General features: G+C 61.2%; 25 protein-coding genes. 12 read left to right on the forward strand and 13 right to left on the reverse strand.

The window, feature by feature from the left end; genetic code table 11:
* Nucleotides 1-289: 289 nt before the first annotated feature.
* A complete protein-coding gene (locus tag FHX06_RS26355) occupies nt 290-871 on the forward strand; it encodes a hypothetical protein (protein ID WP_183881383.1) in 582 nt (193 codons plus the stop codon).
* Nucleotides 872-894: 23 nt separating this feature from the next.
* Here FHX06_RS26355 and FHX06_RS26360 read toward each other — a convergent pair whose 3' ends face one another.
* The 4 genes from FHX06_RS26360 to radA all read right to left on the reverse strand — a co-directional run bounded on the left by FHX06_RS26360 (nt 895) and on the right by radA (nt 5,546).
* On the reverse strand, nt 895-1,635 hold the full coding sequence (locus FHX06_RS26360; protein WP_018115560.1) for an SDR family NAD(P)-dependent oxidoreductase: 741 nt from the start codon (nt 1,633-1,635) through the stop codon (nt 895-897).
* A gap of 79 nt (nt 1,636-1,714) precedes the next feature.
* Nucleotides 1,715-3,205, reverse strand: a complete 1,491-nt coding sequence (purF, locus tag FHX06_RS26365; RefSeq protein WP_029616529.1) for an amidophosphoribosyltransferase — start codon at nt 3,203-3,205, stop codon at nt 1,715-1,717.
* Between the two features lie 230 nt (nt 3,206-3,435).
* Entirely contained in the window at nt 3,436-4,056 is a 621-nt protein-coding gene (locus FHX06_RS26370) for a CvpA family protein (RefSeq protein ID WP_112544723.1), read from the reverse strand.
* 89 nt (nt 4,057-4,145) lie between these two features.
* Nucleotides 4,146-5,546: a DNA repair protein RadA gene (radA, locus tag FHX06_RS26375; protein WP_018115556.1), complete on the reverse strand. Its 1,401-nt coding sequence runs from the start codon at nt 5,544-5,546 to the stop codon at nt 4,146-4,148.
* Nucleotides 5,547-5,687: 141 nt separating this feature from the next.
* Between radA and FHX06_RS26380 the strand changes: the two genes are divergently transcribed.
* Nucleotides 5,688-6,323 carry a LysE family translocator gene (locus tag FHX06_RS26380; protein WP_183881385.1) on the forward strand — a complete coding sequence of 212 codons (636 nt, stop codon included), beginning with the start codon at nt 5,688-5,690 and terminating at the stop codon, nt 6,321-6,323.
* Nucleotides 6,324-6,326: 3 nt separating this feature from the next.
* Here the strand turns inward: FHX06_RS26380 and alr are convergent, their stop codons facing one another.
* Nucleotides 6,327-7,493: an alanine racemase gene (alr, locus tag FHX06_RS26385; protein WP_113114938.1), complete on the reverse strand. Its 1,167-nt coding sequence runs from the start codon at nt 7,491-7,493 to the stop codon at nt 6,327-6,329.
* Nucleotides 7,494-7,681: 188 nt separating this feature from the next.
* Here alr and FHX06_RS26390 point away from each other — a divergent pair, with 188 nt between their 5' ends.
* The 3 genes from FHX06_RS26390 (at nt 7,682) to FHX06_RS26400 (ending at nt 9,591) form a co-directional block, all read left to right on the forward strand.
* Complete coding sequence (locus FHX06_RS26390) at nt 7,682-8,503, forward strand: AraC family transcriptional regulator (protein ID WP_183881387.1); 822 nt, start codon at nt 7,682-7,684, stop codon at nt 8,501-8,503.
* Nucleotides 8,504-8,572: 69 nt separating this feature from the next.
* Entirely contained in the window at nt 8,573-9,292 is a 720-nt protein-coding gene (locus tag FHX06_RS26395; RefSeq protein WP_112967987.1) for an AzlC family ABC transporter permease, read from the forward strand.
* On the forward strand, nt 9,289-9,591 hold the full coding sequence (locus FHX06_RS26400; protein WP_183881390.1) for an AzlD family protein: 303 nt from the start codon (nt 9,289-9,291) through the stop codon (nt 9,589-9,591). The genes FHX06_RS26395 and FHX06_RS26400 overlap by 4 nt, the downstream gene beginning before the upstream one ends.
* A 61-nt stretch (nt 9,592-9,652) precedes the next feature.
* Here FHX06_RS26400 and FHX06_RS26405 read toward each other — a convergent pair whose 3' ends face one another.
* From FHX06_RS26405 to FHX06_RS26430, 6 genes are all read right to left on the reverse strand, one after another.
* A complete protein-coding gene (locus tag FHX06_RS26405; protein WP_007820234.1) occupies nt 9,653-11,149 on the reverse strand; it encodes a replicative DNA helicase in 1,497 nt (498 codons plus the stop codon).
* Nucleotides 11,150-11,484: 335 nt separating this feature from the next.
* A complete protein-coding gene (rplI, locus tag FHX06_RS26410) occupies nt 11,485-12,063 on the reverse strand; it encodes a 50S ribosomal protein L9 (protein WP_018115549.1) in 579 nt (192 codons plus the stop codon).
* Nucleotides 12,064-12,083: 20 nt separating this feature from the next.
* Nucleotides 12,084-13,082 (reverse strand): DUF2232 domain-containing protein, encoded by a 999-nt coding sequence (locus tag FHX06_RS26415; RefSeq protein ID WP_210300642.1) that lies wholly within the window; start codon nt 13,080-13,082, stop codon nt 12,084-12,086.
* Nucleotides 13,083-13,210: 128 nt separating this feature from the next.
* Complete coding sequence (gene rpsR / locus FHX06_RS26420; RefSeq protein WP_007531286.1) at nt 13,211-13,459, reverse strand: 30S ribosomal protein S18; 249 nt, start codon at nt 13,457-13,459, stop codon at nt 13,211-13,213.
* A gap of 12 nt (nt 13,460-13,471) precedes the next feature.
* Nucleotides 13,472-13,930 (reverse strand): 30S ribosomal protein S6, encoded by a 459-nt coding sequence (gene rpsF, locus FHX06_RS26425; protein WP_029616526.1) that lies wholly within the window; start codon nt 13,928-13,930, stop codon nt 13,472-13,474.
* Nucleotides 13,931-14,281: 351 nt separating this feature from the next.
* Nucleotides 14,282-15,325 carry an aldo/keto reductase gene (locus FHX06_RS26430; RefSeq protein WP_183881392.1) on the reverse strand — a complete coding sequence of 348 codons (1,044 nt, stop codon included), beginning with the start codon at nt 15,323-15,325 and terminating at the stop codon, nt 14,282-14,284.
* 208 nt (nt 15,326-15,533) lie between these two features.
* Between FHX06_RS26430 and fabD the strand changes: the two genes are divergently transcribed.
* The 7 genes from fabD to gmk all read left to right on the forward strand — a co-directional run bounded on the left by fabD (nt 15,534) and on the right by gmk (nt 22,030).
* Nucleotides 15,534-16,478: an ACP S-malonyltransferase gene (gene fabD, locus FHX06_RS26435; RefSeq protein WP_113013935.1), complete on the forward strand. Its 945-nt coding sequence runs from the start codon at nt 15,534-15,536 to the stop codon at nt 16,476-16,478.
* Between the two features lie 29 nt (nt 16,479-16,507).
* Nucleotides 16,508-17,245 (forward strand): 3-oxoacyl-[acyl-carrier-protein] reductase, encoded by a 738-nt coding sequence (fabG, locus tag FHX06_RS26440; RefSeq protein WP_018115544.1) that lies wholly within the window; start codon nt 16,508-16,510, stop codon nt 17,243-17,245.
* Nucleotides 17,246-17,530: 285 nt separating this feature from the next.
* The gene (locus tag FHX06_RS26445; RefSeq protein ID WP_003547058.1) at nt 17,531-17,767 is read left to right on the forward strand and encodes an acyl carrier protein; all 237 of its coding nucleotides are present in this window, start codon (nt 17,531-17,533) and stop codon (nt 17,765-17,767) included.
* A gap of 93 nt (nt 17,768-17,860) precedes the next feature.
* Nucleotides 17,861-19,123 carry a beta-ketoacyl-ACP synthase II gene (fabF, locus tag FHX06_RS26450; RefSeq protein ID WP_112544716.1) on the forward strand — a complete coding sequence of 421 codons (1,263 nt, stop codon included), beginning with the start codon at nt 17,861-17,863 and terminating at the stop codon, nt 19,121-19,123.
* A gap of 116 nt (nt 19,124-19,239) precedes the next feature.
* Complete coding sequence (mltG, locus tag FHX06_RS26455; protein WP_018115542.1) at nt 19,240-20,460, forward strand: endolytic transglycosylase MltG; 1,221 nt, start codon at nt 19,240-19,242, stop codon at nt 20,458-20,460.
* Nucleotides 20,461-20,476: 16 nt separating this feature from the next.
* Complete coding sequence (locus FHX06_RS26460; RefSeq protein ID WP_113146163.1) at nt 20,477-21,364, forward strand: YicC/YloC family endoribonuclease; 888 nt, start codon at nt 20,477-20,479, stop codon at nt 21,362-21,364.
* A gap of 3 nt (nt 21,365-21,367) precedes the next feature.
* A complete protein-coding gene (gmk, locus tag FHX06_RS26465) occupies nt 21,368-22,030 on the forward strand; it encodes a guanylate kinase (protein ID WP_112544714.1) in 663 nt (220 codons plus the stop codon).
* A 58-nt stretch (nt 22,031-22,088) separates the two neighbouring features.
* Here the strand turns inward: gmk and rsmA are convergent, their stop codons facing one another.
* Nucleotides 22,089-22,916 (reverse strand): 16S rRNA (adenine(1518)-N(6)/adenine(1519)-N(6))-dimethyltransferase RsmA, encoded by an 828-nt coding sequence (rsmA, locus tag FHX06_RS26470; protein WP_183881394.1) that lies wholly within the window; start codon nt 22,914-22,916, stop codon nt 22,089-22,091.
* On the reverse strand, nt 22,916-23,944 hold the full coding sequence (gene pdxA / locus FHX06_RS26475) for a 4-hydroxythreonine-4-phosphate dehydrogenase PdxA (protein ID WP_183881396.1): 1,029 nt from the start codon (nt 23,942-23,944) through the stop codon (nt 22,916-22,918). The genes rsmA and pdxA overlap by 1 nt, the downstream gene beginning before the upstream one ends.
* Nucleotide 23,945 lies beyond the last annotated feature (1 nt).

The raw sequence follows: 23,945 nt of genomic DNA on the forward strand, positions 1-23,945 counted from the left end.
CATATGCAGAAAAACACCACCACCGGCAGACCGGGGCGTTTCGCATCTTGGACATTTGGGAGACGAAAACGGCCAGGCCAGCTTTGGGCTAGCGAATAATCTTCCGGCAAATAATGCAGGTAACCGTTTTCATGCGGAAGGTTATGGCTTGGGCGATGAAAAAGGTCAAGGGTCAGAACTTCCTGAGATGCCATTGCCAGGGACCCGAAAATTCTGAGAGAAGAGGGAGTGCATAAGGCACGTCCAGGCAGTTGTGCCTCGGACCGAAGATCTTGTTCAGAGGCTATGGATGTTCGGCTTATTTAGGAAGCGTTCCAAGAGCACGATTGTTGTCGCCACGCTCAATGCCCGCCTTCAACCAATGGATAGGGGCGAGCTGGAGGATGCTTTTGATGCTTTTATGTCAGAGAAAAAGCACGGTATGCGGGTTGTTGGAGGTGGCACGCTCCAGGCGGCAAGTGGTGAGATTGCGAAATGCGACATCGAGATCGAGGTCGATAATCCCACGGATGCCAGACTGACGCTTTTGACCGAAGTTTTGGAATCGATGTTGGCTCCGGCTGGATCGATCCTACAGATTCCAGATCAGCGACGGAGCATCAATTTTGGACGGCAACATGGCCTCGCGGTTTACGTGAACGGCGCGGAATTGCCGGCTTCTGTCTATGAAGAATGCGATATCAATCACGTGGTGGCCGAGTTCTCACGGCTTCTGGACGGCGCCGGAGTCGTTGCCAGCAATTGGCAGGGACCACGGGATACAGCGCTCTACATTTACGGCAGGGATTTCGAGACGATGTTATCGCACCTTAAGCCCTTTATCGAAAGCTACCCACTGCTAGAACGCTGCCGGATCGAGAGGATCGCCTGAAACGATCGGTCCTTGCGGCAAGGTCATCCCGGCAGCTGGTAATCGACCAGCTTGTTCTCGCGCACGATGAACAGCTTGCCCGTCTCGGTCACGCCGGGACCGAGCAGCGGCAGGATCGCCTTGGCCACTTCGGACGGGTGCGGCAGGCTCATCGGGTCTTCGCCCGGTACTGCCTGCGCGCGCATGGCGGTGCGCGTGGCGCCCGGATCGACGCTGGTGATGCGCAGCGGCGTCGATTGCGTCTCGCCGGCCCAGGTGCGGGCAAGCGCCTCGACGGCTGCCTTGGAGGCGGAATAGGCGCTCCAGAAAGGGCGGCACTTGTGGGCCGCGCCCGACGACATGATGACCGCGCGGCCGGCATCCGAGCGCGTCAGCAGCGGATCGACCGAGCGGATCAGCCGCCAGGTGGCATTCACATTGATGTTCATGACCCTCTCGAAGACCTTCGCCTCGATATGGCCGATCGGCGAGATGACGCCGAGCACGCCGGCATTGGCAACGAGAATGTCGAGCTTGCCCCAGCGCTCGAAGATCGAGCCGCCGAGACGATCGATTGCTTCCATATCGGCGAGATCGAAGGGAACGAGCGTCGCTGAGCCGCCCACCGCCTTGATGGCATCATCAAGCTCTTCAAGGCCGCCGACGGTGCGGGCGCAGGCAATCACATGCGCGCCGGCCTTGGCGAGTTCGAGGGCGGTGAAATAGCCGATGCCGCGCGATGCGCCTGTGACCAGCGCGATCTTGCCTTCGAGATTGATGTTCATCTGCCCCGGTCCCGGATGTGCTTGAAAAGATAAGGGGCGCAATAAGCGCCCCTGATAGGAAAGTCAAAGCGGAAGCGGCTCAGCCGTTGCTGGCAAGCACGGAAATCTTGTTGCCCATGGACTCGCCATTCTTGTCGAGCAGCCGGGTCGGATAGTCACCGGTGAAATAATGGTCGGTGAACTGCGGGCGGGCCGGGTTGCGATCCTCGCCGCCGACGGCGCGATAGAGGCCGTTGATCGACAGGAAGGCGAGCGAATCCGCACCGATATATTTCGCCATGGCTTCGACATCGGCATACTGGTTTGCGAGCAGCTTGTCGGCGTCGGGCGTGTCGATGCCGTAAAAATCCGGGAAGAAGATCATCGGGCTGGCGACGCGGATATGCACTTCCTTGGCGCCCGCCTCGCGGATCATCTGCACGATCTTCAGCGAGGTCGTGCCGCGCACGATGGAATCGTCGACCAGCACCACGCGCTTGCCTTCGATCATCGCCCGGTTGGCGGAGTGCTTCAGCTTCACGCCGAAGGCGCGGATCTGCTGTGTCGGCTCGATGAAGGTGCGGCCCACATAGTGGTTGCGGATGATTCCGTATTCGAAGGGAATGCCGCTGGCCTGCGCGTAGCCGAGAGCCGCGGGTGTGCCGCCATCGGGAACCGGCACGATGACGTCGGCATCGACATGGGCTTCCTTGGCAAGGTTCATGCCCATGTTCTTGCGCGTCGTATAGACGTTGCGCCCGCCGACGACCGAATCCGGACGTGCGAAATAGACATATTCGAACAGGCAGAGGCGTTCCGGCTGCTGCTTGCTCGGCTTGCGGGCATCGATGCTTATCGAGCCGTCGGGCTGGATTTCGCAGATGACAACTTCGCCATTCTCCACGTCGCGGATGAACTTGGCACCGATAATGTCAAGTGCGCAGGTCTCCGAGCAGAAGATCGGCTTGCCGTCGAGTTCGCCCATGACGAGTGGGCGGATGCCGGTAGGGTCGCGCGCGGCGATCAGCTTCGTGCGCGTCATTGCGAGCATCGAATAGCCGCCTTCCATCTGACGGATGGCGTCAATGAAGCGATCGGCCGTGGACGTGTGGCGGGAGCGGGCGATGAGGTGGAGAACGACCTCGGTATCCGATGTCGACTGACAGATGGCGCCGGTGGCGATGATCTGCCGGCGCAGCGTCAGGCCGTTGGTGAAATTGCCGTTATGGGCAATGGCGATACCGCCTTCTTCCAGTTCGGCAAAGAGCGGCTGCACATTGCGCATCGCCACTTCGCCTGTCGTGGAGTAGCGCGTATGGCCGATCGACATGCTGCCGGGCAGGCGGGCGAGTGTCATCGGATTGGTATAATGGTCGCCGACGAGGCCCATATGGCGTTCCTGATGGAAGCGCTTGCCGTCGAAGGAGACGATACCGGCCGCCTCCTGCCCGCGATGCTGAAGCGCATGCAGGCCGAGCGCGGTCAGCGCCGCCGCATCGGGATGTCCCAGAATTCCGAAAACGCCGCATTCCTCATGCAGCGTGTCTCCGTCGAGCGGATCGTCAATCGGGAAGGAATGGGACTGGTTCATTTCTGCGGGCCTCTGCTCTCACAAGAATGGATCGGCTTGTCCAGTAGCATGATACCGGAAATCTTGCAGCTTTCCGATAAATTCATGCTGAACGACACTTCCTCAAAGCCCGCTCGCCGGCTCTGAAACGGTTGAGGCCCGGCGGAGCGAAATGCCCGGCCGGACCTTTGGTCTTACGTCCCGCTCAAATGGCAATTGCCAGGCCGCGGGTCAAGCGAGTGAACACTGCGTCAATTAGATGGCTGCTGTGCGCCATTGTTAGGGGCGGGTGCTGCGTCTTCCGCCGGAGCCTGATCGTTGGCCGGCGCATTTTCTTCCGTCGTGCGCGCGCCACCAAGCTTCTCGGTGATGCTCTTCTGGATCATCTGGGCGAATTCATCCGGCAGGACCGCCTGCAGGCGAACGACGAGAGAATCCAGGAATGGCTTCGATTTGGCATTGTTGACCCAGGCCGGGCGGTGATCGGCGTCAACCAGCCAGTTCCAGAAGGCGACGGCGACGACGAGCAGAAGTATGCCGCGCGCAGCACCGAAGAGGAAGCCCAAAGTGCGGTCGAGCGCGCCGATGCGGCTGTCGATGATGAAATCGGCGATCTTCATGGTGATGAAGGAGATGATGATCAGCGCGATCAGGAAGACGACGGCGGCCGAACCGACAATGGCGATACGGTCATCGTCGGTATATTTCTTCGCATAGGGCACGAGATGCGGATAGAGATAGTAGGCGGCGGCTGCAGAGCCGCCCCAGCTCGCGATCGAGAGGATCTCACGCGAGAAGCCGCGGACCATTGCCAACACGGCGGAGAAAAGCACGACGCCGATGACAATACCGTCGAAAATCGTAATGGGCATGTAAATTCCACTCCAGACTGCCGCCTTGCGGGCCGCGTCGCGCCTTGTTTGGCTGATCCTATAGCATCCCCGCTATCAGTGATGAAGGATCAAACGTCTTCTTCCACACGCTGCAACGCCCCTTTCGAGCCGGCTATGCGCGCGACCAGATCCGGCAGGCTCTCGATCTCGCTCCAGCGGCCGCCGCTCTTGGGCAGTTCGGCGGAGCCGGATGGCAGCAGAGCAGCCGAAAACCCCAGCTTTTCGGCTTCTTTAAGGCGCTGGGCTGTTTGCGCAACCGGCCGGACGGCGCCCGACAGACTGACTTCGCCGAAATAGACGCAATCGGCCGGAAGGGCAATACCGGCCAGCGAGGAAACAAGGGCCGATGCGACGGCAAGATCGGCGGCAGGCTCGGAGATGCGGAATCCGCCGGCGATGTTGAGGTAGACGTCATGCTGGCCGAGGCGAACGCCGCAATGGGCCTCCAGAACCGCAAGGATCATCGACAGGCGAGCCGAGTCCCAGCCGACGACTGCGCGCCGCGGCGTGCCGAGCGATGTCGGCGCCACCAGCGCCTGCACTTCGACGAGAACAGGCCGCGTGCCTTCCATGCCGGCAAAGACGGCGGCACCCGGCGATTTCTCGTTGCGCTCGCCGAGGAAGAGTTCGGAAGGGTTGGCGACTTCGCGCAGTCCCTTGTCCGACATTTCGAAGACGCCGATTTCATCGGTCGGCCCGAAGCGGTTCTTGACCGTGCGCAGGATGCGATAGTGATGGCCGCGGTCACCCTCGAAATAAAGCACGGCGTCGACCATGTGCTCGACCACGCGCGGGCCGGCGATCTGGCCGTCCTTGGTCACATGGCCGACGAGCACCATGGCCGCGCCCGTCTGCTTGGCAAAACGGATCATCGACTGCACACCGGTGCGCACCTGCGTGACCGTGCCCGGCGCGGATTCGGCGAGCTCGCTCCAGAGCGTCTGGATGGAGTCGATGATGACGAGATCGGCGCGTTTGCCCTCGGCCAGTGTTGCCAGAATATCTTCGACATTAGTCTCTGCCGCCAGCATCACATCCGTGTCGGCCGCATTCAGTCGCTGGGCGCGCAGTCGCACCTGCGCCACCGCCTCTTCGCCCGAAACGTAGATGATCTTGTGCCCGCGCCGGGAAAGGGCGGCCGCCCCCTGCATGAGCAGTGTCGATTTGCCGATGCCGGGATCGCCGCCGACGAGCACGGCCGAGCCGCGCACGAAGCCGCCGCCCGTGACGCGGTCGAGCTCGGAGATGCCGGTATGGATGCGCGGCGCTTCCTCGATCTCGCCGGACAGGGCGGTCAGTGCCACGGGCCGGCCCTTCTTCGGCGTCTTGGCCGGTCCGCCGCCGATGCCGCCCATTGGGTCTTCCTCGACGATGGTGTTCCACTCGCCGCAATTGTCGCATTTGCCGGCCCAGCGATTATGCACCGCACCGCAGCTCTGGCATATGAATTGTGTTCTGGCCTTGGCCATCAATGACTGCTTTCACGTAGAGCCGCCTGGGCGGCCGAATCGGTTTCGCCCTAGATAATGGCTTCCTGCACCGATCAAAACTAATGATTTTCCTATCAGTGGCCGGGCTGGCAGCATGGGCAGGCTCTCAAGGGATAGGCCATGCTCGATTATTCGCTCGCTCACTGGATCGGTTTTTTGACTGCGGCGGTCCTTCTAAACATCTCGCCCGGCCCGGACATGGCCTTCATCCTCGGCCATACGATGAAGAGCGGCACGCGCGCCGGCTTCTCTGCCGTCTTCGGCATCTGGACAGGCGCCTGCATCCACGTGCTTCTTGCCGCTTTCGGCCTGTCGGCGATCCTTGCCGCCTCGGCAATCGCCTTCTCCACCGTCAAATGGGTGGGCGCGGTCTATCTCGTCTGGCTCGGTATCCAGGCGCTGCGCTCGAAAGGTGAGGGCGGCTTCGTGCGTGCAGCGGGCGAGACGCTCGGCTGGCGGCGCATCTATCGCCAGAGCGTACTGGTCTCGCTGCTCAATCCGAAAGTGGCGATCTTCTTCCTCGCTTTCCTGCCCCAATTCGTCGTGGAGGGCGCAGGCCCGGCATGGCTGCAGCTTGCCGTTCACGGCGGCCTGATCATTGTGGTCGCCTTTTTCATCGAGCCGCCGCTGATCCTTGCGGGAGGGCGGCTTGCTGATCTCTTCAAGCGCAATGCCAGGATAGGCCTGTGGCTGGATCGCGGCCTTGGTGCGCTGTTCGTGGCGCTCGGCGTGCGCCTCGCGCTCACCACTCGCTAGAGACTATTCCTCGTCCATCTCGTACTTGCGCTCGTGGCGCAGGCCGATGCTGGTCAGCATCTCGTAACCGATCGTACCGGCAGCCTTGGCCGCGTCGTCCACGAGCATGTTCTTGCCGAAGAGCTCGATATAGTCGCCGGCGCGAACCGCATTTTCCGGGAGGTCGGTCACGTCGAAGATCGTCTGATCCATGGTGATGCGGCCGGCGACAGGTACCTTGTGACCGGCAATGAAGCCCTGTCCGCCCTGCGGCACTGCCTGGCGCAACGGCACGCCGCCGCTCGACTGGCTGCGCATGTAGCCGTCGGCATAACCCGCCGCAGCAACGGCGAGCCGGCTGTCGCGCGTCAGCTGCAGCGTCTGCCCGTAGCTGACGGATTCACCGGCCTTGACGGTACGGACCTGGATGATGCGCGCCTCGGCGGTCGCCACCGGACGCATCGCGTTCGCCATGCCGTTGACGGCCTGCCCGCCATAGAGCGCAATGCCCGGCCGCGTGAGATCGAAGTGATAGTCGCTGCCGAGCAGGATGCCGCCGGACGCCGCAAGACTTGAATCGATACCTTCATAGGCGGCGCTAACCTTGCGGAATGATTCAAGCTGCTGCCTGTTCATTGCCGAGGAATGATCGTCGCCGCAGGCAAGATGGCTCATGACGAGAACGGGCGCAAAACTCGCCGGCCGCGATACATCGTCCGCAAGAGCGAGCGCTTCATCCAGCGTCAGTCCGAGACGGTTGAACCCGGTATCGACATGCAGGGCGCAAGGATAGTCGCCGTAATCTGCAAGCACCGCCATCCAGAATGCAAGCTGCTCTTCCGAGGAGATGATCGGCACCAGATCGTTTTCGAAGAAGCGCCGCTCGGTGCCGGGCCATATGCCTGCCAGCACGAAGATGCGTGCCTCAGGCGCAAACATGCGCAGCGTCACACCTTCATCGACGGTCGCCACGAAGAAATCCCGTGCGCCGGCAAGATAGAGCGCTTCGCCGGCATCCTCGATCCCCATCCCATAGGCATCCGCCTTGACGACGGCGGCCGTGCGGGCCTTCCCGGAGCGTCGCGCCATGTCTCGCCAATTGTCGGTCAGCGCCGTCAGGTCGACGGTCAGCCGCAGTCCGGCGGAGGCGAAAAGGTCCTCGTCTTCGAAGGGGATGGAAAAATCTGTCATGAATCGCCGCACTGAAAGGGAAAGGAAAATGCTGCCAATACTCTAGAGACCATTGTGGCAAAGAGAAAGCACGCGCAGTCACATAGCAGCCTTTCCCACATGCGATCACTTTTGTTCAAGACGGACGGCCCGGCGCGCGCTAATCTGGCTGGATGCAGAACGTATCGCAAAAAGAGGCGGCAGATGCCATGCCGCTTGCCAAGGTGGAATCGGCCCGCTTCTGGCGGGATAGCCGTTTTCGCGACATGGAGTGCCTGAGCGCCAGTTTTCTCACGCATGAATACGCGCCGCACGCCCACGATACATTCAGCATCGGCGCGATTGAAAGCGGCAGCCAGATCGCGACACTGAGCGGAAGGCGGGAAGAAACCGGACCAGGAGACCTCTATCTGATCGATCCCGGTGTCGTGCACGACGGCGCTCCGGGCGGTGAGGGATATCGCTACCGTATGATCTACCCGGATACGAAACTGTTCATCGATATTCTGGAGGATGTCTCCGGCAAGGCGTTCAACGCGACGCCGTCCTTTGTCAGGGCACTGCCGCGCGATCCGCAGTTTGCCAGAGCTTTCCACACCGCGCACCGCACGCTTGAAAGCGGCGCCGGTGCGCTCGAATCCGATGAAAGCATGTTCTCGGTGCTGGCGGCGATCTTCGCGCGTTATGGCAGCACGATCGTCTTGCCGGTCGACACCAAGGAGCGGAGCGCTGTCGCCCGCGCTCGCGATTACCTGATCGAGAATTTCGACAGCGATGTCGGCCTCGAGGAGCTGGCGACGGTGGCGGGCCTCAGCCGCGCCCATCTAATCCGCGCCTTCCGAAGGGAATATCACATCACCCCGCACGCCTTCCTGACCGACCGGCGTGTCCTCGTCGCCCGGCGCCTGCTGAGGGAAGGCCGCATGCCGGCCGATGTCGCTGTCCAATGCGGCTTTGCCGATCAGGCGCATTTCACGCGCCATTTCAAATCCCGCACCGGGGTGACCCCCGGCCAGTTTCGAGTCGGTTGATCACTTTCGTTCAATACAGCACGCGACTGTCTCGGCTACCTCTCCGCCATCTTGATGTGGAGGTTGCCAATGTTGCAACAGACCGGGCCAGCCGGCAAAAATCCTGTCCGCGAATTCCTGGGCGGAATGCGTGCCATTTTTCCGTTGATCGTCGCTGTACTGCCGATCGGCCTCGTCTTCGGCGCGGTCTCGGCTACCAAGGGGCTTTCGGCCCTGGAAACGACGCTGATGAGCGCGCTTGTCTTTGCCGGCGGCTCGCAGTTCGTGGCGATGGATATCTGGACGCATCCGGCGAGTTGGATCGGCGTCGGCTTCGCGGCCCTGCTCGTCAATATCCGCCACGTGCTGATGGGCGCCTCGATCGGCACGAAGATGCAGTGCTTCTCCGGTATCAAACGCTATATCGCCATGCTGTTCCTTGCCGATGAGCTCTGGGCCATGGCGGAATTCCGCGCCGGGACGACACGGCTCACACCCGCCTGGTATGCAGGCATCGTTACGCCCTTCTACCTGACCTGGGTCGGCTCGTCGCTTGCAGGTGCGCTGCTCGGCGCCTTTCTCGGCGATCCCGCCGTCATCGGTCTCGACTTCGCCTTTCCGGCTGTCTTCATCGTGCTGGTCATGGGCTTCTGGAAGGGGCGGGAAACCGGTGCCGTTCTCGCGGCAAGCGGGATTGCGGCCGTCGCCGTCCATCATTTCGTGCCAGGCGTCTGGTACATCGCAGCCGGCGCGCTGGCGGGGCTGGCCATGGCTCTCTGGAGAGGCAGGGCGCGGGAGCAGGCGGCATGACGCTCGATCCCAACACTCTGCTTGCCATCCTTGCCATGGCTGCCGCCACGATCTTCACCCGCATCAGCGGTCTCGTATTGATCCGCTACGTCGAGATCAACGAGAACAGGAGAACGGCAATCGAAGCCATCCCGCCGGCAGTGCTGATGGCCGTCATTGCCCCAACCGCATTTGCGACCGGTTGGGCGGAGACGCTGGCCTGTGTGGCGACCGCAATCGCTGCCAGCCGCCTGCCGATGCTGGCAAGTGTCGTTGTCGGTGTGGCAACGGCAGCGCTTCTTCGCGCTGCGGGGCTCTGAAGCAATTCAGCAAAATTGCGCGGCGGTTTTGCGCCCTGAGGAATTGACGGGGAAACCCGCGTCAATGTTCCTCGTACTGGGTAAAGGACGGATCGGCGAGATCGGCGAAGCGCGTGAATTCCGACTGGAAGGCGAGCTTCACCGTGCCGGTCGGTCCGTGACGCTGCTTGGCGATGATGACATCGGCCGTGCCCTTCACCTTGTCGAACAGCGCTTCCCATTCCGGATATTTCGGGTCGTGGATATCGCGCGGTTCCATGTTCTTGACGTAATATTCTTCGCGGAACACGAAGAGCACGACGTCGGCGTCCTGCTCGATCGAGCCGGATTCACGAAGGTCGGAAAGTTGCGGGCGCTTGTCTTCGCGGCTTTCGACGGCACGCGAGAGCTGCGACAGCGCGATGATCGGAACGTTGAGTTCCTTGCCGAGCGCCTTGAGACCGGTGGTGATCTGGGTGATTTCCTGCACGCGGTTCTCGTTCGACTTACCGGAGCCGGTCATCAGCTGCACGTAGTCGACGACAAGCACGTCGAGTCCGCGCTGGCGCTTGAGACGGCGGGCACGTGCCGAAAGCTGGGCGATCGAGATACCACCGGTCTGGTCGATGAACAGCGGCACTTTCTGCATCATCATCGAGCAGGCGACGAGTTTTTCGAAATCGGCATCGTTGATGTCGCCGCGGCGGATCTTCGAGGAGGAGACTTCCGTCTGCTCGGAGATGATACGGGTCGCGAGCTGTTCGGACGACATTTCGAGCGAGTAGAAGCCGACGACGCCGCCATTTTTCGCCTTCATGCTGCCGTCGGACTGCACTTCGCCTTCGTAGGCGGCCGCGATATTATAGGCGATGTTGGTCGCAAGCGAGGTCTTGCCCATACCCGGACGACCGGCGAGCACGATCAAGTCCGAGCGCTGCAACCCGCCCATCTTGGAATCGAGCGAGTGGATGCCGGTGGAAATGCCGGAAAGGCCGCCGTCACGTTCCTTGGCGACAGCCGCCATGTCGATCGCGAGCGCCACAGCATCGTTGAAGGCCTGGAAGCCGCCGTCATAACGACCATTTTCGGCAAGCTCGAACAGGCGGCGTTCGGTATCTTCGATTTGCGCCTGCGGCGGCATGTCGAGCGGCGCGTCATAGGCTATGTTGACGACGTCCTCGCCGATGGTGATCAGCGCACGGCGGATCGCCAGATCGTAGATTGCTCTTCCGTAGTCCTCGGCATTGATGATCGTCACAGCACCCGTGACGAGGCTGGCGAGATATTGCGAGACGGTGATGTCGCCGACCTTCTCGTCGGCCGGCAGGAAGGTCTTGACCGTCACCGGATTGGCGATCTTGCCCATGCGGATGATGTCGCCGGCGACCTCGAAGATCTTCCGGTGCAGCGGCTCATAGAGGTGCGTGGGCTTCAGGAAGTCCGACACCCGGTAATAGGCGTCGTTGTTCATCAGGATGGCACCGAGCAGCGCCTGTTCGGCCTCGATGTTGTTCGGCGCTTCGCGATAGTGCTGCTCTGCGGGAGCAACGGCGGCAATCTTTCGTGCAGCTTCGTTCATCGTCATCCGTACTGTCTTTTCCAAAACCCGGATTTGCAGGGCGGACTGAATAAAATCAAGTGCCGCGCGGCAACTACTTTCAGCTCGCCGTCAAATCGGCGGCGCTGTGCACGTTGTTCGATTTCTCCACAGTCGGCGGATCGCTTGAGGAGAAATATCCTGACTGTCACTTGCGGGACACGGTGCCTGCAGCGACTCACTTCGTCATTCCAGCATTCTGTTATTTTAGCGCCCTCGATTGGAGGACGCAGCAAAAAAGCCTGCCGGCTGGAAAAGCTCCAACAACAAAAAAGCCCGGCGCGAGCCGGGCTTTTCGTTCTGCCTGAAGACAGAAATTATGCTTCGTCTTCGTCGAGGCCGTCGGCTTCCGGATCGAAGAAGTCTTCCGGACGCAGTGCGTCTTCGTCAACGCCGTAGATGGCGTCGACAGAGGTGAGTTCTTCACCCTTGGACTGGCGTTCGGCTTCTTCAGCAGAACGGGCAACGTTCAGCTCGACGTTGATCTCAACTTCAGCATGGAGCTGCAGCTCGACCTTGTGCAGGCCGATCGCCTTGATCGGCGTGTTGAGGTGAACCTGGTTGCGGGCGATGTTGAAGCCTTCGGCAGCCAGAATGTCGACGACGTCGCGGGCAGCGACGGAGCCGTAGAGCTGGCCGGTTTCGCCGGCAGAGCGTACGACGATGAAGGACTTGCCGTCGAGAACGTCGGCGACCTTCTGAGCTTCGGACTTGCGCTCGAGGTTACGAGCTTCGAGCGTTGCGCGCTCGGATTCGAAACGGGCCTTGTTGGCAGCGTTGGCGCGCAGTGCCTTGCCGAGCGGCAGGAGGTAGTTGCGTGCGAAGCCGTCGCGAACCTTTACGGTTTCGCCCATCTGGCCGAGCTTGGAGATGCGTTCGAGAAGAATGACGTCCATGGTGTTTTCCTTTCTTGTTCTCAGATTTCGGTATCGGTTTGTTTGGGGGCATCGGCATCCTTGGTCGGGGTCAGGGCGATCGCCTTGCGGGTATCGGCAAGACCGAGCACGAGGATGAAAAGAGCTGGCAGCATCATGGTGGATGCCAGGTAGCAGAGAATGAGGGCCGGCAAGCGCCAGTCCTTGCCGCGCGTGCGGAAGTGCAGCGCGGCGAAGCCGGACATCAGGAAGCCGGCGCCGAAGGCTCCGACGACCGTGGCGCCGATCATCGCCGGAATTCCGCCCATGAAGGTGGCGGCAAGTCCGACGAGGAAGATGAAGATCGAATTCCGGTTCATGCGCAGCGACGAGGGGATATCCTCGCGCGGGCGCAGGCCCTTGCCGGAGGCGGTGACGATACGCGTCGCGATGTAATAGGCGGCAAACAGCATCACCACCCAGATGGCGCCCTGCAGCGCGGGCAGCATGAGCACGACGAGCGACTTGGTCTGGGCGGTCGCGACCGGGTCCGGAACGAAAGTCGGCTGCTGCTCCTGCAGCGAGGCCATCAGCATGTCGACCATCTGGTCGGTAATCTCAGGCCCGTAACCGATCATGATGCCGGTAACGATGACGGCGATCGTGACCAGGCCACAGAGATGCAGAAGGATGTCGGACAGCGGATACCAGGCAAGCAGATGGTCGGGGCCGCCGAGTTCGGATGCCGGGCGCGCAAGATTGGCAAGATGGCTCAGCCAGCCGGCCGGCAGCAGCGTCACCATCGTCATGACGAGCGCGAAGGACGGCGAAATGGCGATCGCACCCAGCACGGCAGCGGTGACGACGGCGGATATTGCCGCGAGGTTGCCCCAGCCGAGACCGACGAGCAGGATGGGAAGTGCGGAAGCGGCATAGAGCACGGCACTGAACGACGGCTGCATGCTCGCGCCAAGCACCAGCAAGGCGGCGGTCAATCCGGCGAGTGCGCCGATCGCAAGCGTTTTCGGGTTCAGTTTCGTCACTTCGCTGTCCTGCTTCATCAAGCAGTTAGAGGATTTCCCTGAATCGATCCGGGAGATGCCTCAACATGGGTTTTAAGGTTCCGATCCGCGCCCATCGCGGAAGGGAGGAAGCCCCGGATCCGAAGATCCGGGGCTTCGATAGTCAATTAGGCGACGACGTACGGCAGCAGGCCGAGGAAGCGTGCACGCTTGATCGCCTGGGCGAGTTCGCGCTGCTTCTTCTGGGAAACGGCCGTGATGCGGGACGGAACGATCTTGCCGCGCTCGGAAATGTAGCGCTGCAGGAGACGGACGTCCTTGTAGTCGATGCGCGGAGCGTTTGCACCGGAGAACGGGCAGGTCTTGCGACGACGATGGAACGGACGACGGACCGGAGCGGAGGAAGATTCAGACATTCTTATTTCTCCTTATGCACGGTCTTCGCGGGGAGCGCGATCAGGACGCGGGCCACGCTGGAAGTCGCCGTCACGGCGCGGCGGACGATCGCCGAATTCGCGGCGCGGGCCACGGTCGCCGCCTTCACGCGGGCCACGGTCGTCGCGGTCGCGCTTCTGCATCATGGCAGACGGGCCATCTTCGTGCTTTTCAACAGCGATGGTCATGTAGCGAAGAACGTCTTCGCTGATGCGCATCTGGCGTTCCATTTCCTGGATCGCGGCTGCCGGTGCATCAATGTCCATCAGGGCGTAGTGAGCCTTGCGGTTCTTCTTGATGCGGTAGGTGAGGGACTTGAGGCCCCAGTTTTCGATACGCCCGACCTTACCACCGTTAGCTTCGATAACACCCTTGTACTGTTCTACGAGGGCATCGACCTGCTGCGTGGAAATATCCTGTCGGGCAAGGAATACATGTTCATAAAGAGCCATGACAGCTTTGCCTTTCTTGCGTTGATCAGAACCCGGCATTCGGCGGCTAAGCCTCAACGACTGCTCCTGAGAGGCGATAGCGCCAAGCAAGAAAAGCGTTTCCGAGACGGTCGAGAGCGGAGACACGGGAGGCTGGAACGCTTCCGTTCCGAACGGCTCGCAAGAAGCAAACCGGCCCTCCGTTCAGCCACCAGCCAGAAGACCGGGTTAACGAACAGGGGCGCTTATACGGATTTTTGCGCGAAAGGCAAGGGAAGCGGGCAATAAACTACGAAAAGCGGCCACCGCCTGCCGGAATGAGAAAAGAGCGCGATTGCTCGCGCCCTCAAAACGTCGGGGATACCAACCCCCTCAGAGCGGCATCGGATACTGCCGGTGAACCTTCTCGATCTCCGCCAACACTTCGCCGCTGAGCTTCACGCCGACGGATCCGATATCCGTCTTCAGCTGTGCCATCGTGGTTGCGCCGACGATGACCGAGGTCATGAAGCGACGGGTCAGGCAGAAGGCGAGTGCCATCTGCGACGGATCGAGCCCATGCCGAGCCGCGATATCGAGATAGGCCTTCGTCGGCGCTTCCTGCAGCGGCTGCAGGCGGCCGCCGAGATCACCGTTGATCGCGGCGCGCGTGCCCGCAGGCTTCTCGCCATTGATGTATTTCCCACTCAGAATGCCGGCGGCAAGCGGCGAATAGGCGAGGAGGCCGACATCTTCGTGATGGGAGAGTTCCGCGAGGTCGAGATCGAAATGCCGGTAGAGAAGATTGTATTCGTTCTGGGTGCTGGCGACGCGCGGCAGGTTCATCTGCTCGGAGAGGCTCACATATTTCTGGATGCCCCAGGTCGTCTCGTTGGACAGGCCGAAGGCGCGGATCTTGCCCTCCTTCACCAGTTCGCCCACCGTCTGCAAAATATCGGTCATGTTGGCGACGGCCTTGGCGCGATCCTGCCCGAACGGATCGTAGTGCCAGCTCTGGCGGAAATGGAAATGGCCGCGGTTCGGCCAGTGGATCTGATAGAGGTCGACATAGTCCGTCTTCAGCCGCTTCAGGCTCGCCTCGAGCGCGAGGCGGATATTCTTGCCGTCGGCGCCTTCGCCGTTGCGCAGGTAGGAGCGGCCGGTACCGGCAACCTTGGTGGCAAGAACGATATCCTTGCGCTTGCTGGTCCGTTCGAACCAGCTGCCGATATACTCCTCCGTGCGGCCCTGTGTTTCGGCCGAAACAGGCGTGGTCGGATAAAGCTCGGCGGTATCGAAGAAATTGATGCCTTCCTGGACAGCGTAGTCCATCTGCTCGTGGGCTTCTGCCTCGCTGTTCTGCGTGCCCCAGGTCATGGTGCCAAGGCAAATCTCGGAAACGGAAATATCGGTGCGGCCTAATTTATTATATTTCATCGGAAACCCTGGGCGTGGTCTGAAAAAGGGAAAGGCGTGGGAAGAGCCGCGCAAATCTAGGACGGATTTGCCGAAGCGCAAGAGAAAAAACCGAGCGTTTCCGCTGGGGCGAAAGGCTTTGGAGAGAATCTGCCGCCACTTGACTCTCAAAGAAAGAATGTCAATTGGAGGCGAAATGGCCCGACGGGCACTATCGAGGGATTGAAAAATGACCATTGCTTTCACTTTTCCCGGCCAGGGCAGCCAGGCCGTTGGCATGGGCAAGGATCTCGCCGAGAATTTTGCAGAAGCCCGAGCCGTTTTCGAAGAGGTCGATGAAGCGCTCGGTGAAAAGCTTTCCGACACCATGTTCAACGGTCCCGAGGACAAGCTGACGCTGACGGCAAACGCCCAGCCGGCGCTGATGGCCGTCTCCCTGGCCGTTATCCGCGTTCTTGAAGCCAGGGGTCTCGATCTGAAGGCCAAGGTCGCCTATGTCGCCGGCCATTCTCTTGGCGAATATTCCGCCCTCTGTGCCGCCGGCACCTTCTCGATAGCCGACACAGCCCGCCTTCTGCGCATCCGCGGCAATGCCATGCAGGCTGCCGTGCCTGTCGGCGTCGGCGCCATGGCCGCCATCATCGGCCTCGAACATGCCGACGTGCAGGCCGTCTGCGAGGAGGCTGCAGCAATCGGCTCCTGTCAGATTGCCAACGACAACGGCGGCGGCCAGCTCGTCATATCGGGCGAGAAGTCGGCCGTCGAAAAGGCCGCTGGCCTTGCAACCGACAAGGGCGCCAAGCGGGCCATTCTGCTGCCGGTCTCCGCTCCCTTCCATTCGAAACTGATGGCACCTGCCGCAGATGCCATGCGCGAGGCGCTCGCCGGCGTGAAGAAGGCCAATCCGGTCGTGCCCCTTATCGCAAATGTTCGCGCAGCACCTGTCACGGATGCCGAGGAGATCGCAGCCCTTCTCGTCGAGCAAGTCACCGGACAGGTTCGCTGGCGCGAAACGGTGGAATGGTTTGCCGCAAATGGCGTCACCACGCTCTATGAACTCGGTGCCGGCAAAGTCCTGACTGGTCTTGCGCGCCGCATCGACAAGACTATCAATGGCGTCTCGGTCAACGGCCCAGCCGATATCGACGCTGCTGTTGCCGCCCTCACGGCCTGATTGCCCCACCTTATAAAAGGAACGTTCCCATGTTCGATCTTTCCGGCCGCAAGGCTCTCGTCACCGGCGCATCGGGCGGCATTGGCGAAGAAATCGCCCGCCTTCTTCACAAGCAGGGCGCCATTGTCGGCCTGCACGGAACTCGCGTCGAAAAGCTCGAGGCTCTCGCAAACGAACTCGGCGATCGCGTGAAGATCTTCCCGGCGAACCTTTCGGATCGCGACGAAGTCAAGGCTCTCGGCCAGAAGGCGGAAGCCGATCTCGAAGGCGTCGATATCCTCGTCAACAATGCCGGCATCACCAAGGACGGTCTCTTCGTTCGCATGAGCGATGAGGACTGGGATGCTGTTCTCGAAGTGAACCTGACGGCGACCTTCCGCCTAACGCGCGAACTCACCCATCCGATGATGCGCCGCCGTTATGGCCGCATCATCAACATCACCTCCGTCGTCGGCGTCACCGGCAATCCGGGACAGGCGAACTACTGCGCCTCCAAGGCCGGTATGATCGGCTTCACGAAATCGCTGGCGCAGGAAATCGCCACGCGCAACGTGACGGTCAACTGTGTCGCCCCGGGCTTCATCGAAAGCGCCATGACCGGCAAGCTGAACGACAAGCAGAAGGAGGCGATCATGGGTGCAATCCCCATGAAGCGCATGGGAACCGGCGCCGAAGTGGCATCGGCTGTCGCCTATCTCGCGTCTGCTGAGGCCGCCTATATGACGGGTCAGACGCTGCATGTGAACGGCGGCATGGCCATGATCTGAAACGATTAGCTGCCGCAGTCGCCGATTTAAGCCAATAGCGTGTTGAGCAATCACGAACGGTTGATTTTCTGGCTTTGCGGCAGACTTAAAGCATGTTAAGCGGGCCATGACTGTCAACAGTCGTCCCGAAAAAGCAGACGGACCGGCGGGCTTTTCGCAAGCCTGGGACTTCTCTAAAGCCGGGTAAACGAGTTTGCCGAGGATGTCTGAACGCATCGCAGGCTGAAACAGGGTAGGGGTGTCAGAAGGACATTCCGATCAGGACATAAGGTCGAGGAAACCGACATGAGCGATATCGCAGAACGCGTAAAGAAAATTGTTATTGATCATCTTGGCGTCGATGCCGACAAGGTCGTCGAGAGCGCCAGCTTTATCGACGATCTGGGCGCCGACTCGCTCGACACGGTCGAACTGGTCATGGCTTTCGAAGAAGAATTCGGCGTTGAAATCCCCGATGATGCCGCTGACTCAATCCTGACCGTTGGCGATGCCGTGAAGTTTATTGAAAAGGCTCAGGCCTGATACTGTGCATTCGAGAAAGGGCGGGCCAAGAGTCCGCCCTTTTCTTTTGAGCATGTTTCTCCATAAAACATAACAGACGGGGGAAAGCAGTCGATGAGAAGGGTCGTCATTACTGGTACCGGCATGGTATCGCCCTTGGGATGCGGAACGGAAGTTACCTGGTCCCGCCTGCTTGCGGGGGCAAACGGCGCCCGTCTCGTGTCCGAATTCGAAGTCGAGGATCTCCCTGCCAAGATTGCTTGCCGCATTCCCGTCGGCGATGGTTCTGACGGTACGTTCAATGCCGACGATTGGATGGAGCCGAAGGAACAGCGCAAGGTAGACCCTTTCATCATCTACGGCATGGCTGCTGCCGATATGGCACTCAAGGACGCCGACTGGCATCCGGAAACCGATGAGGACCAGATCGCCACCGGCGTGCTGATCGGCTCCGGCATCGGCGGCATCGAGGGTATTGTCGAAGCCGGCTATACGCTGCGCGACAAGGGCCCGCGCCGTATCTCTCCTTTCTTCATTCCCGGCCGGCTGATCAACCTTGTTTCGGGCCAGGTCTCCATTCGCCATAAGCTGCGCGGCCCGAACCATTCGGTTGTTACTGCCTGCTCCACCGGCGCGCACGCCATTGGCGATGCGGCCCGCCTCATTGCGCTCGGCGATGCCGATGTCATGGTTGCCGGTGGCACGGAATCCCCGGTCAGCCGCATTTCGCTTGCCGGCTTTGCTGCCTGCAAGGCGCTGTCGACGCAGCACAATGACGACCCGCAGAAAGCGTCGCGCCCCTATGACAGGGATCGTGACGGTTTCGTCATGGGCGAGGGCGCCGGCATTGTCGTTCTCGAAGAGCTGGACCATGCGTTGGCACGCGGCGCCAAGATCTATGCAGAAGTGGTCGGTTACGGCCTTTCCGGCGATGCGTTCCACATCACCGCTCCGTCTGAAGATGGCGATGGCGCGTTCCGCTGCATGACCATGGCGCTGAAGCGCGCGGGCCTGACGCCTGCCGACGTCGACTACATCAACGCCCATGGCACTTCGACCATGGCCGATACGATCGAGCTCGGCGCCGTCGAGCGCCTCGTCGGCAATGCGGCCTCGAAGATCTCGATGTCGTCGACCAAATCTGCGACCGGCCACCTGCTCGGTGCTGCCGGCGCCATCGAGGCGATCTTCACGACCCTCGCAATTCGGGATAATGTCGCCCCTCCGACGCTCAACCTCGACAATCCTGAGCGGGAAACCGCAATCGACCTCGTTCCGCACAAGGCTCGTGAGCGAGAAATTAACGTGGCGCTATCCAACTCGTTCGGATTCGGCGGCACGAATGCATCGCTCGTGCTGCGCCGCTACGTCGCGTAGCAGACGGTTCACGACACGGGCGAACGTCAAACGGCGTCAGGAAGCGCGGCAGAACCTGTTTTTGCCGCATTACTTCGCGAAATAGCGAAGCGGGGCCAAGTTTTAGAGGATTGCCGGTGAGCGATACGACCAACCAGAGCAGCGACAACGGCCAGCCGGCGCAGAAGGGACCGATCATCCCGAAGTCGCCGAGCGAAGCCCTGCGCCCGGAACGTGTCCCGGAGCCGCCGAAGCGCTCCAGGAATGCTCGCAGTCAGGTCATCCTCTTCCTGAATTTCGTAATGACCATGGCCGTGGTCGTCTGCATTGCCGGTCTCATTGGCTTCTACTACGCCATCACCGCGTATCAGAACCCCGGCCCGCTACAGACGAACACCAACTTCATCGTCCGCAATGGGGCAGGCCTCGCGGAAATCGCCACAAACCTCGAGCGCAACCTGATCATCTCGGATGCCCGCGTCTTCCGCTATCTGACGGCCACGCATCTTACGGATGGCGAGAGCCTCAAGGCCGGTGAATACGAGATCAAGGCGCATGCGTCCATGAACGAGATCATGGAGCTCCTGAAATCCGGTAAGTCCATCCTCTATTCCGTCTCCTTCCCGGAAGGCCTGACGGTGCGACAGATGTTCGACCGCATGCTTGATGATGCGGTCCTCGAAGGCGACCTGCCGGCTGCCCTGCCGGCGGAAGGCAGCCTGCGGCCCGACACTTACAAGTTCTCGCGCGGCACCAAGCGCTCCGAAATCATCGACCAGATGGCTGCAGCCCAGCAGAAGCTTGTCGATCAGATCTGGGAACGGCGCGATCCTTCGTTGCTCCTGAAGAGCAAGGAAGAGTTCGTCACGCTCGCCTCCATCGTCGAGAAGGAGACGGGGGTGCCGGATGAGCGTGCGCATGTGGCCTCCGTCTTCCTCAACCGTCTTGGCAAGGGGATGCGGCTGCAGTCCGATCCGACCATCATCTATGGTCTCTTCGGTGGCGGGGGCAAACCCTCCGACCGGCCGATCTATCAGTCGGACCTCAAGAAAGAGACCCCCTTCAACACCTACGTCATCAAGGGCCTGCCGCCGACCCCGATTGCCAATCCCGGCAAGGATGCGCTGGAAGCTGTCGCCAATCCCTGGAAGACGCAGGACCTCTATTTCGTCGCCGATGGCTCCGGCGGCCACGTCTTCGCGGCAACGCTCGAAGAGCACAATGCCAACGTCAAGCGCTGGCGCAAGCTCGAAGCAGACAAGGGCGCCGATCCTGAAATTGCTGTCGACGGACAACCGGAAGACCAGCCGGCGGACAATACATCCGCAGTTCCGCCGAAGAAAAAGAAGATCAACTGATATCGGGAGGCCTTTGATGGCATTGCAGTCCATGACCGGTTTCGCGCGGCGCGAGGGAACGACTGGCCGCTGGCGCTGGGCATGGGAATTGCGCTCGGTCAACGGCAAGGGCCTCGACGTCAGACTGCGGCTTCCGCCAGGTCTGGAGCGCCTTGAAACCGATGTTCGCCGCATTGCCGGCGAGAATTTCAGCCGCGGCAATCTGCAGGCTACGCTGGCGCTGACCTCGGGCGAGAGCCAGCTTGAGGCCGTGCTCAATCAGGATGCCTTCGCCGCCGTTCTCGCCATGCGCGACAAGCTCGAAGGTCTTATCGATCCGGCGCCTTTAAGGCTTGATACGCTGCTTTCCATCCGAGGCCTCGTCGATTTCCGCGAGACGCAAGACAGCGAAGAGACGGTCGCTGTCCGCGATGCCGATATCATGTCGGGACTGAAGGCTGCGCTTTCCGATCTCAGGAGCATGCGTGAGCAGGAGGGAGCGGCACTGGCGCGCGTGCTTCTTGGCCACGTCGCGACGGTCGAGGCGCTGACAAGCACGATCGAGGCCGATCCTTCGCGTTCGCCGCAGGAGATTGCGGCAAGGCTCTCCGCGCAGGTGGCGCTCCTCATGGAAGGAACCGGCGCTCTCGACCGTGACCGCCTGCATGCCGAAGCGGCACTGCTCGCGACGAAGGCGGATCTGCGCGAAGAGATCGACCGACTGAAGGCCCATGTCGCCGCCGCCCGCGATCTCGTGACAAAAGGCGGCCCGGTTGGCCGAAAGCTCGATTTCCTTGCACAGGAATTTAACCGAGAATCGAATACGATATGCTCGAAGTCGAACGCATCGGCCGTCACCGCAGCCGGGATCGAGCTGAAGGTGGTGATCGATCAGTTCCGCGAGCAGGTCCAGAATTTGGAGTAGGACATGAGCCCGGCGAAAATCTCGTCCATCCAGATCGCCCGTCGCGGTCTGATGCTGGTTATCTCGTCGCCCTCGGGTGCCGGTAAATCCACCATCGCGCGGACGCTTTTGGAAACGGACAAGCAGATCGGCCTTTCCGTCAGCGTCACGACACGTCAGCGCCGGCCCAGCGAAGTGGAAGGCATCCACTATCATTTCAAGACCGTGCGGGAATTCGAGCGGCTGCGCGATTCCGATTCTCTGCTCGAATGGGCCGAGGTTCACGGCAATTTCTACGGCACGCCTCGCGAGCCGGTGGAACAGGCCATGTCCGAAGGCCGCGACATGCTGTTCGATATCGACTGGCAGGGCGCTCAGCAGCTGCAGCAGAAGATGCAGGCCGACGTGGTCTCGATCTTCGTGCTGCCGCCGACCATGACTGAGCTGCAGTCGCGCCTGCATCGCCGCGCCGAGGATTCCGAGGAGGTCATCCAGACGCGCCTGGCAAATTCCCGTGCCGAGATCGCCCACTGGCGTGAATACGATTACGTCATCATCAATGATGACCTGAACGCTGCATTCGATGCCGTGCAGTCAATCGTCAAGGCCGAGCGCCTGCGCCGCGACCGCCGTCATGGCATGTTCGACTTCGTCCGCGAGTTGCTAGAGGAAACGCCGGTTCTCTAAGGCCATTCCAGTAAAACTGCGCAGCGGTTTTGCGTCGGGAATTGCGTGAAAACAAGCTCTAAAGGCTGTTCGCCAGCCGGCAGAATTCTTCCACTGATAGTGTCTCCGCCCGCCTAGCCGGATCGATACCGGCTTTGACAAGCAGGCTTTCGCCGCCGATGGGCTTCAGGCTCTGGCGCAGCATCTTGCGGCGCTGGCCGAAGGCTGCCTGCGTTACCTTTTCCAGATTGGTAACGGAGCAGGGGATCGGGTTCTCGTTGGGTGTCAGGTGCACCACTGTCGAGGTGACCTTCGGCGGCGGCGTGAAAGCCTGCGGCGGAATATCGAATGCCATGCGGGAATGTGTGCGCCATCCCGCGAGCACGCCGAGGCGGCCATAGTGATCGTCGTCCTCGGAGGCGACGATCCGCTCGCCGACTTCTTTCTGGAACATCAGTGTCAGCGATTGCCAGAAGGGCGGCCATGCCTTCGGCAGCAGCCAGTTCACCAGAAGCTGGGTGCCGACATTATAGGGCAGGTTGGCGATGATCTTGACGGGACCTTCCGGCGCCAGTGCCTCGAAATCCGTCTTCAGCGCATCGCCTTCTATGACCTCCAGCCGCCCGGGATAATGGTCGGCGATCTCGGCCAGCGCCGGCAGGCAGCGCGCATCGCGCTCGACCGCGATGACCTTCTTCGCGCCAAGCGCGAGGATCGCCCGCGTCAACCCGCCAGGCCCAGGCCCGACTTCGAAAATGGTCGCATCTTCAAGCGCGCCGGCCGTTCGGGCGACCTTCTGCGTCAGGTTGAGATCGAGCAGGAAGTTCTGCCCGAGCGCCTTGCGCGCGTCGAGGCCGTGGCGCTGGATAACCTCGCGAAGCGGCGGCAGACCGTCGAGTGCAGCCATTAACGATGGCTTTCCGCGGTACGGCCGAGCTGCGCGCCGAGCTTGAGCGCGGCAACAAGGCTCGCCTCGCGCGCCAGCCCCTTGCCGGCAATCCCGAAGGCGGTGCCGTGGTCGGGGGAGGTGCGTACGAAAGGAAGGCCGAGCGTCACATTGACGGAATCGTCGAAGCCGAGCGCCTTGGCGGGAATCAGCGCCTGATCGTGGTACATGCAGACGGCAACGTCATAACGTGCGCGCGCTTCGTCATGGAACATCGTATCAGCGGGGAGGGGGCCGATAGCATCGATGCCCTCATCGCGCAGGATCTGCACTGCCGGATGAATGATGGTCTCATCCTCCTTGCCGATGGCGCCGCCTTCGCCCGCATGCGGATTGAGCCCAGCAATGGCGAGGCGCGGAGAGGTGATCCCGAACCGCTGCTTCAGATCCTTATCTGCGATCCGGCAGGTTTCGACGATCAGGCCGAGGGTCAACGCCTGCGGCACATCCTTGAGCGGAATGTGGATGGTAACAGGAATGGCGCGCAGTTTCGGCCCCGCAAGCATCATGACAGGCGTGATCGACTGACCGGTTGCACGCATGGCAAGGTCGGCAAGGAATTCCGTATGGCCCGGAAATTTGAATCCTGCTTTGTAGAGCACCGACTTGGCGATCGGATTGGTGACGACCGCAAGCGCCTCGCCCTGCATGACGAGTGCCACCGCCGTCTCGATCGAGGCGATCGTCCCTTTCGCCGTCGCGACATGCGGCTCTCCTGCCGCAACATCGACGCCCGCCGGCATAGGCAGGACCGGTAGCGCTTCCGCAAACAGAGCAAGACTCTCGGCGGCGTCGCCGATGCTGCGCAGGGGAATATCAAGGCCGAGTTGTCGTGCCCGCACGGCAAGCACGTCGGAATCACCGATCAGAAAGAACGGCGGCAACCCGAGCTCGCGTCTGCGAAGCCAGGCCATGAGGGTGACATCAGGCCCTACGCCCGCGGGGTCGCCCTGCGTCAACGCAAGCGGTCGCGAAAATGGTGTCGCCATG

Origin of the sequence: Rhizobium sp. BK512 (assembly GCF_014194915.1) — a bacterium.
Taxonomy (GTDB): domain Bacteria; phylum Pseudomonadota; class Alphaproteobacteria; order Rhizobiales; family Rhizobiaceae; genus Rhizobium.

Coding starts and splice junctions, on each gene's coding strand:
- FHX06_RS26355 (WP_183881383.1), top strand. CDS start 290: ATGTTCGGCTTATTTAGGAAGCGTTCCAAGAGCACGATTGTTGTCGCC.
- FHX06_RS26360 (WP_018115560.1), bottom strand. CDS start 1,635: ATGAACATCAATCTCGAAGGCAAGATCGCGCTGGTCACAGGCGCATCG.
- purF (WP_029616529.1), bottom strand. CDS start 3,205: ATGAACCAGTCCCATTCCTTCCCGATTGACGATCCGCTCGACGGAGAC.
- FHX06_RS26370 (WP_112544723.1), bottom strand. CDS start 4,056: ATGCCCATTACGATTTTCGACGGTATTGTCATCGGCGTCGTGCTTTTC.
- radA (WP_018115556.1), bottom strand. CDS start 5,546: ATGGCCAAGGCCAGAACACAATTCATATGCCAGAGCTGCGGTGCGGTG.
- FHX06_RS26380 (WP_183881385.1), top strand. CDS start 5,688: ATGCTCGATTATTCGCTCGCTCACTGGATCGGTTTTTTGACTGCGGCG.
- alr (WP_113114938.1), bottom strand. CDS start 7,493: ATGACAGATTTTTCCATCCCCTTCGAAGACGAGGACCTTTTCGCCTCC.
- FHX06_RS26390 (WP_183881387.1), top strand. CDS start 7,682: ATGCCGCTTGCCAAGGTGGAATCGGCCCGCTTCTGGCGGGATAGCCGT.
- FHX06_RS26395 (WP_112967987.1), top strand. CDS start 8,573: ATGTTGCAACAGACCGGGCCAGCCGGCAAAAATCCTGTCCGCGAATTC.
- FHX06_RS26400 (WP_183881390.1), top strand. CDS start 9,289: ATGACGCTCGATCCCAACACTCTGCTTGCCATCCTTGCCATGGCTGCC.
- FHX06_RS26405 (WP_007820234.1), bottom strand. CDS start 11,149: ATGAACGAAGCTGCACGAAAGATTGCCGCCGTTGCTCCCGCAGAGCAG.
- rplI (WP_018115549.1), bottom strand. CDS start 12,063: ATGGACGTCATTCTTCTCGAACGCATCTCCAAGCTCGGCCAGATGGGC.
- FHX06_RS26415 (WP_210300642.1), bottom strand. CDS start 13,082: ATGAAGCAGGACAGCGAAGTGACGAAACTGAACCCGAAAACGCTTGCG.
- rpsR (WP_007531286.1), bottom strand. CDS start 13,459: ATGTCTGAATCTTCCTCCGCTCCGGTCCGTCGTCCGTTCCATCGTCGT.
- rpsF (WP_029616526.1), bottom strand. CDS start 13,930: ATGGCTCTTTATGAACATGTATTCCTTGCCCGACAGGATATTTCCACG.
- FHX06_RS26430 (WP_183881392.1), bottom strand. CDS start 15,325: ATGAAATATAATAAATTAGGCCGCACCGATATTTCCGTTTCCGAGATT.
- fabD (WP_113013935.1), top strand. CDS start 15,534: ATGACCATTGCTTTCACTTTTCCCGGCCAGGGCAGCCAGGCCGTTGGC.
- fabG (WP_018115544.1), top strand. CDS start 16,508: ATGTTCGATCTTTCCGGCCGCAAGGCTCTCGTCACCGGCGCATCGGGC.
- FHX06_RS26445 (WP_003547058.1), top strand. CDS start 17,531: ATGAGCGATATCGCAGAACGCGTAAAGAAAATTGTTATTGATCATCTT.
- fabF (WP_112544716.1), top strand. CDS start 17,861: ATGAGAAGGGTCGTCATTACTGGTACCGGCATGGTATCGCCCTTGGGA.
- FHX06_RS26460 (WP_113146163.1), top strand. CDS start 20,477: ATGGCATTGCAGTCCATGACCGGTTTCGCGCGGCGCGAGGGAACGACT.
- gmk (WP_112544714.1), top strand. CDS start 21,368: ATGAGCCCGGCGAAAATCTCGTCCATCCAGATCGCCCGTCGCGGTCTG.
- rsmA (WP_183881394.1), bottom strand. CDS start 22,916: ATGGCTGCACTCGACGGTCTGCCGCCGCTTCGCGAGGTTATCCAGCGC.
- pdxA (WP_183881396.1), bottom strand. CDS start 23,944: ATGGCGACACCATTTTCGCGACCGCTTGCGTTGACGCAGGGCGACCCC.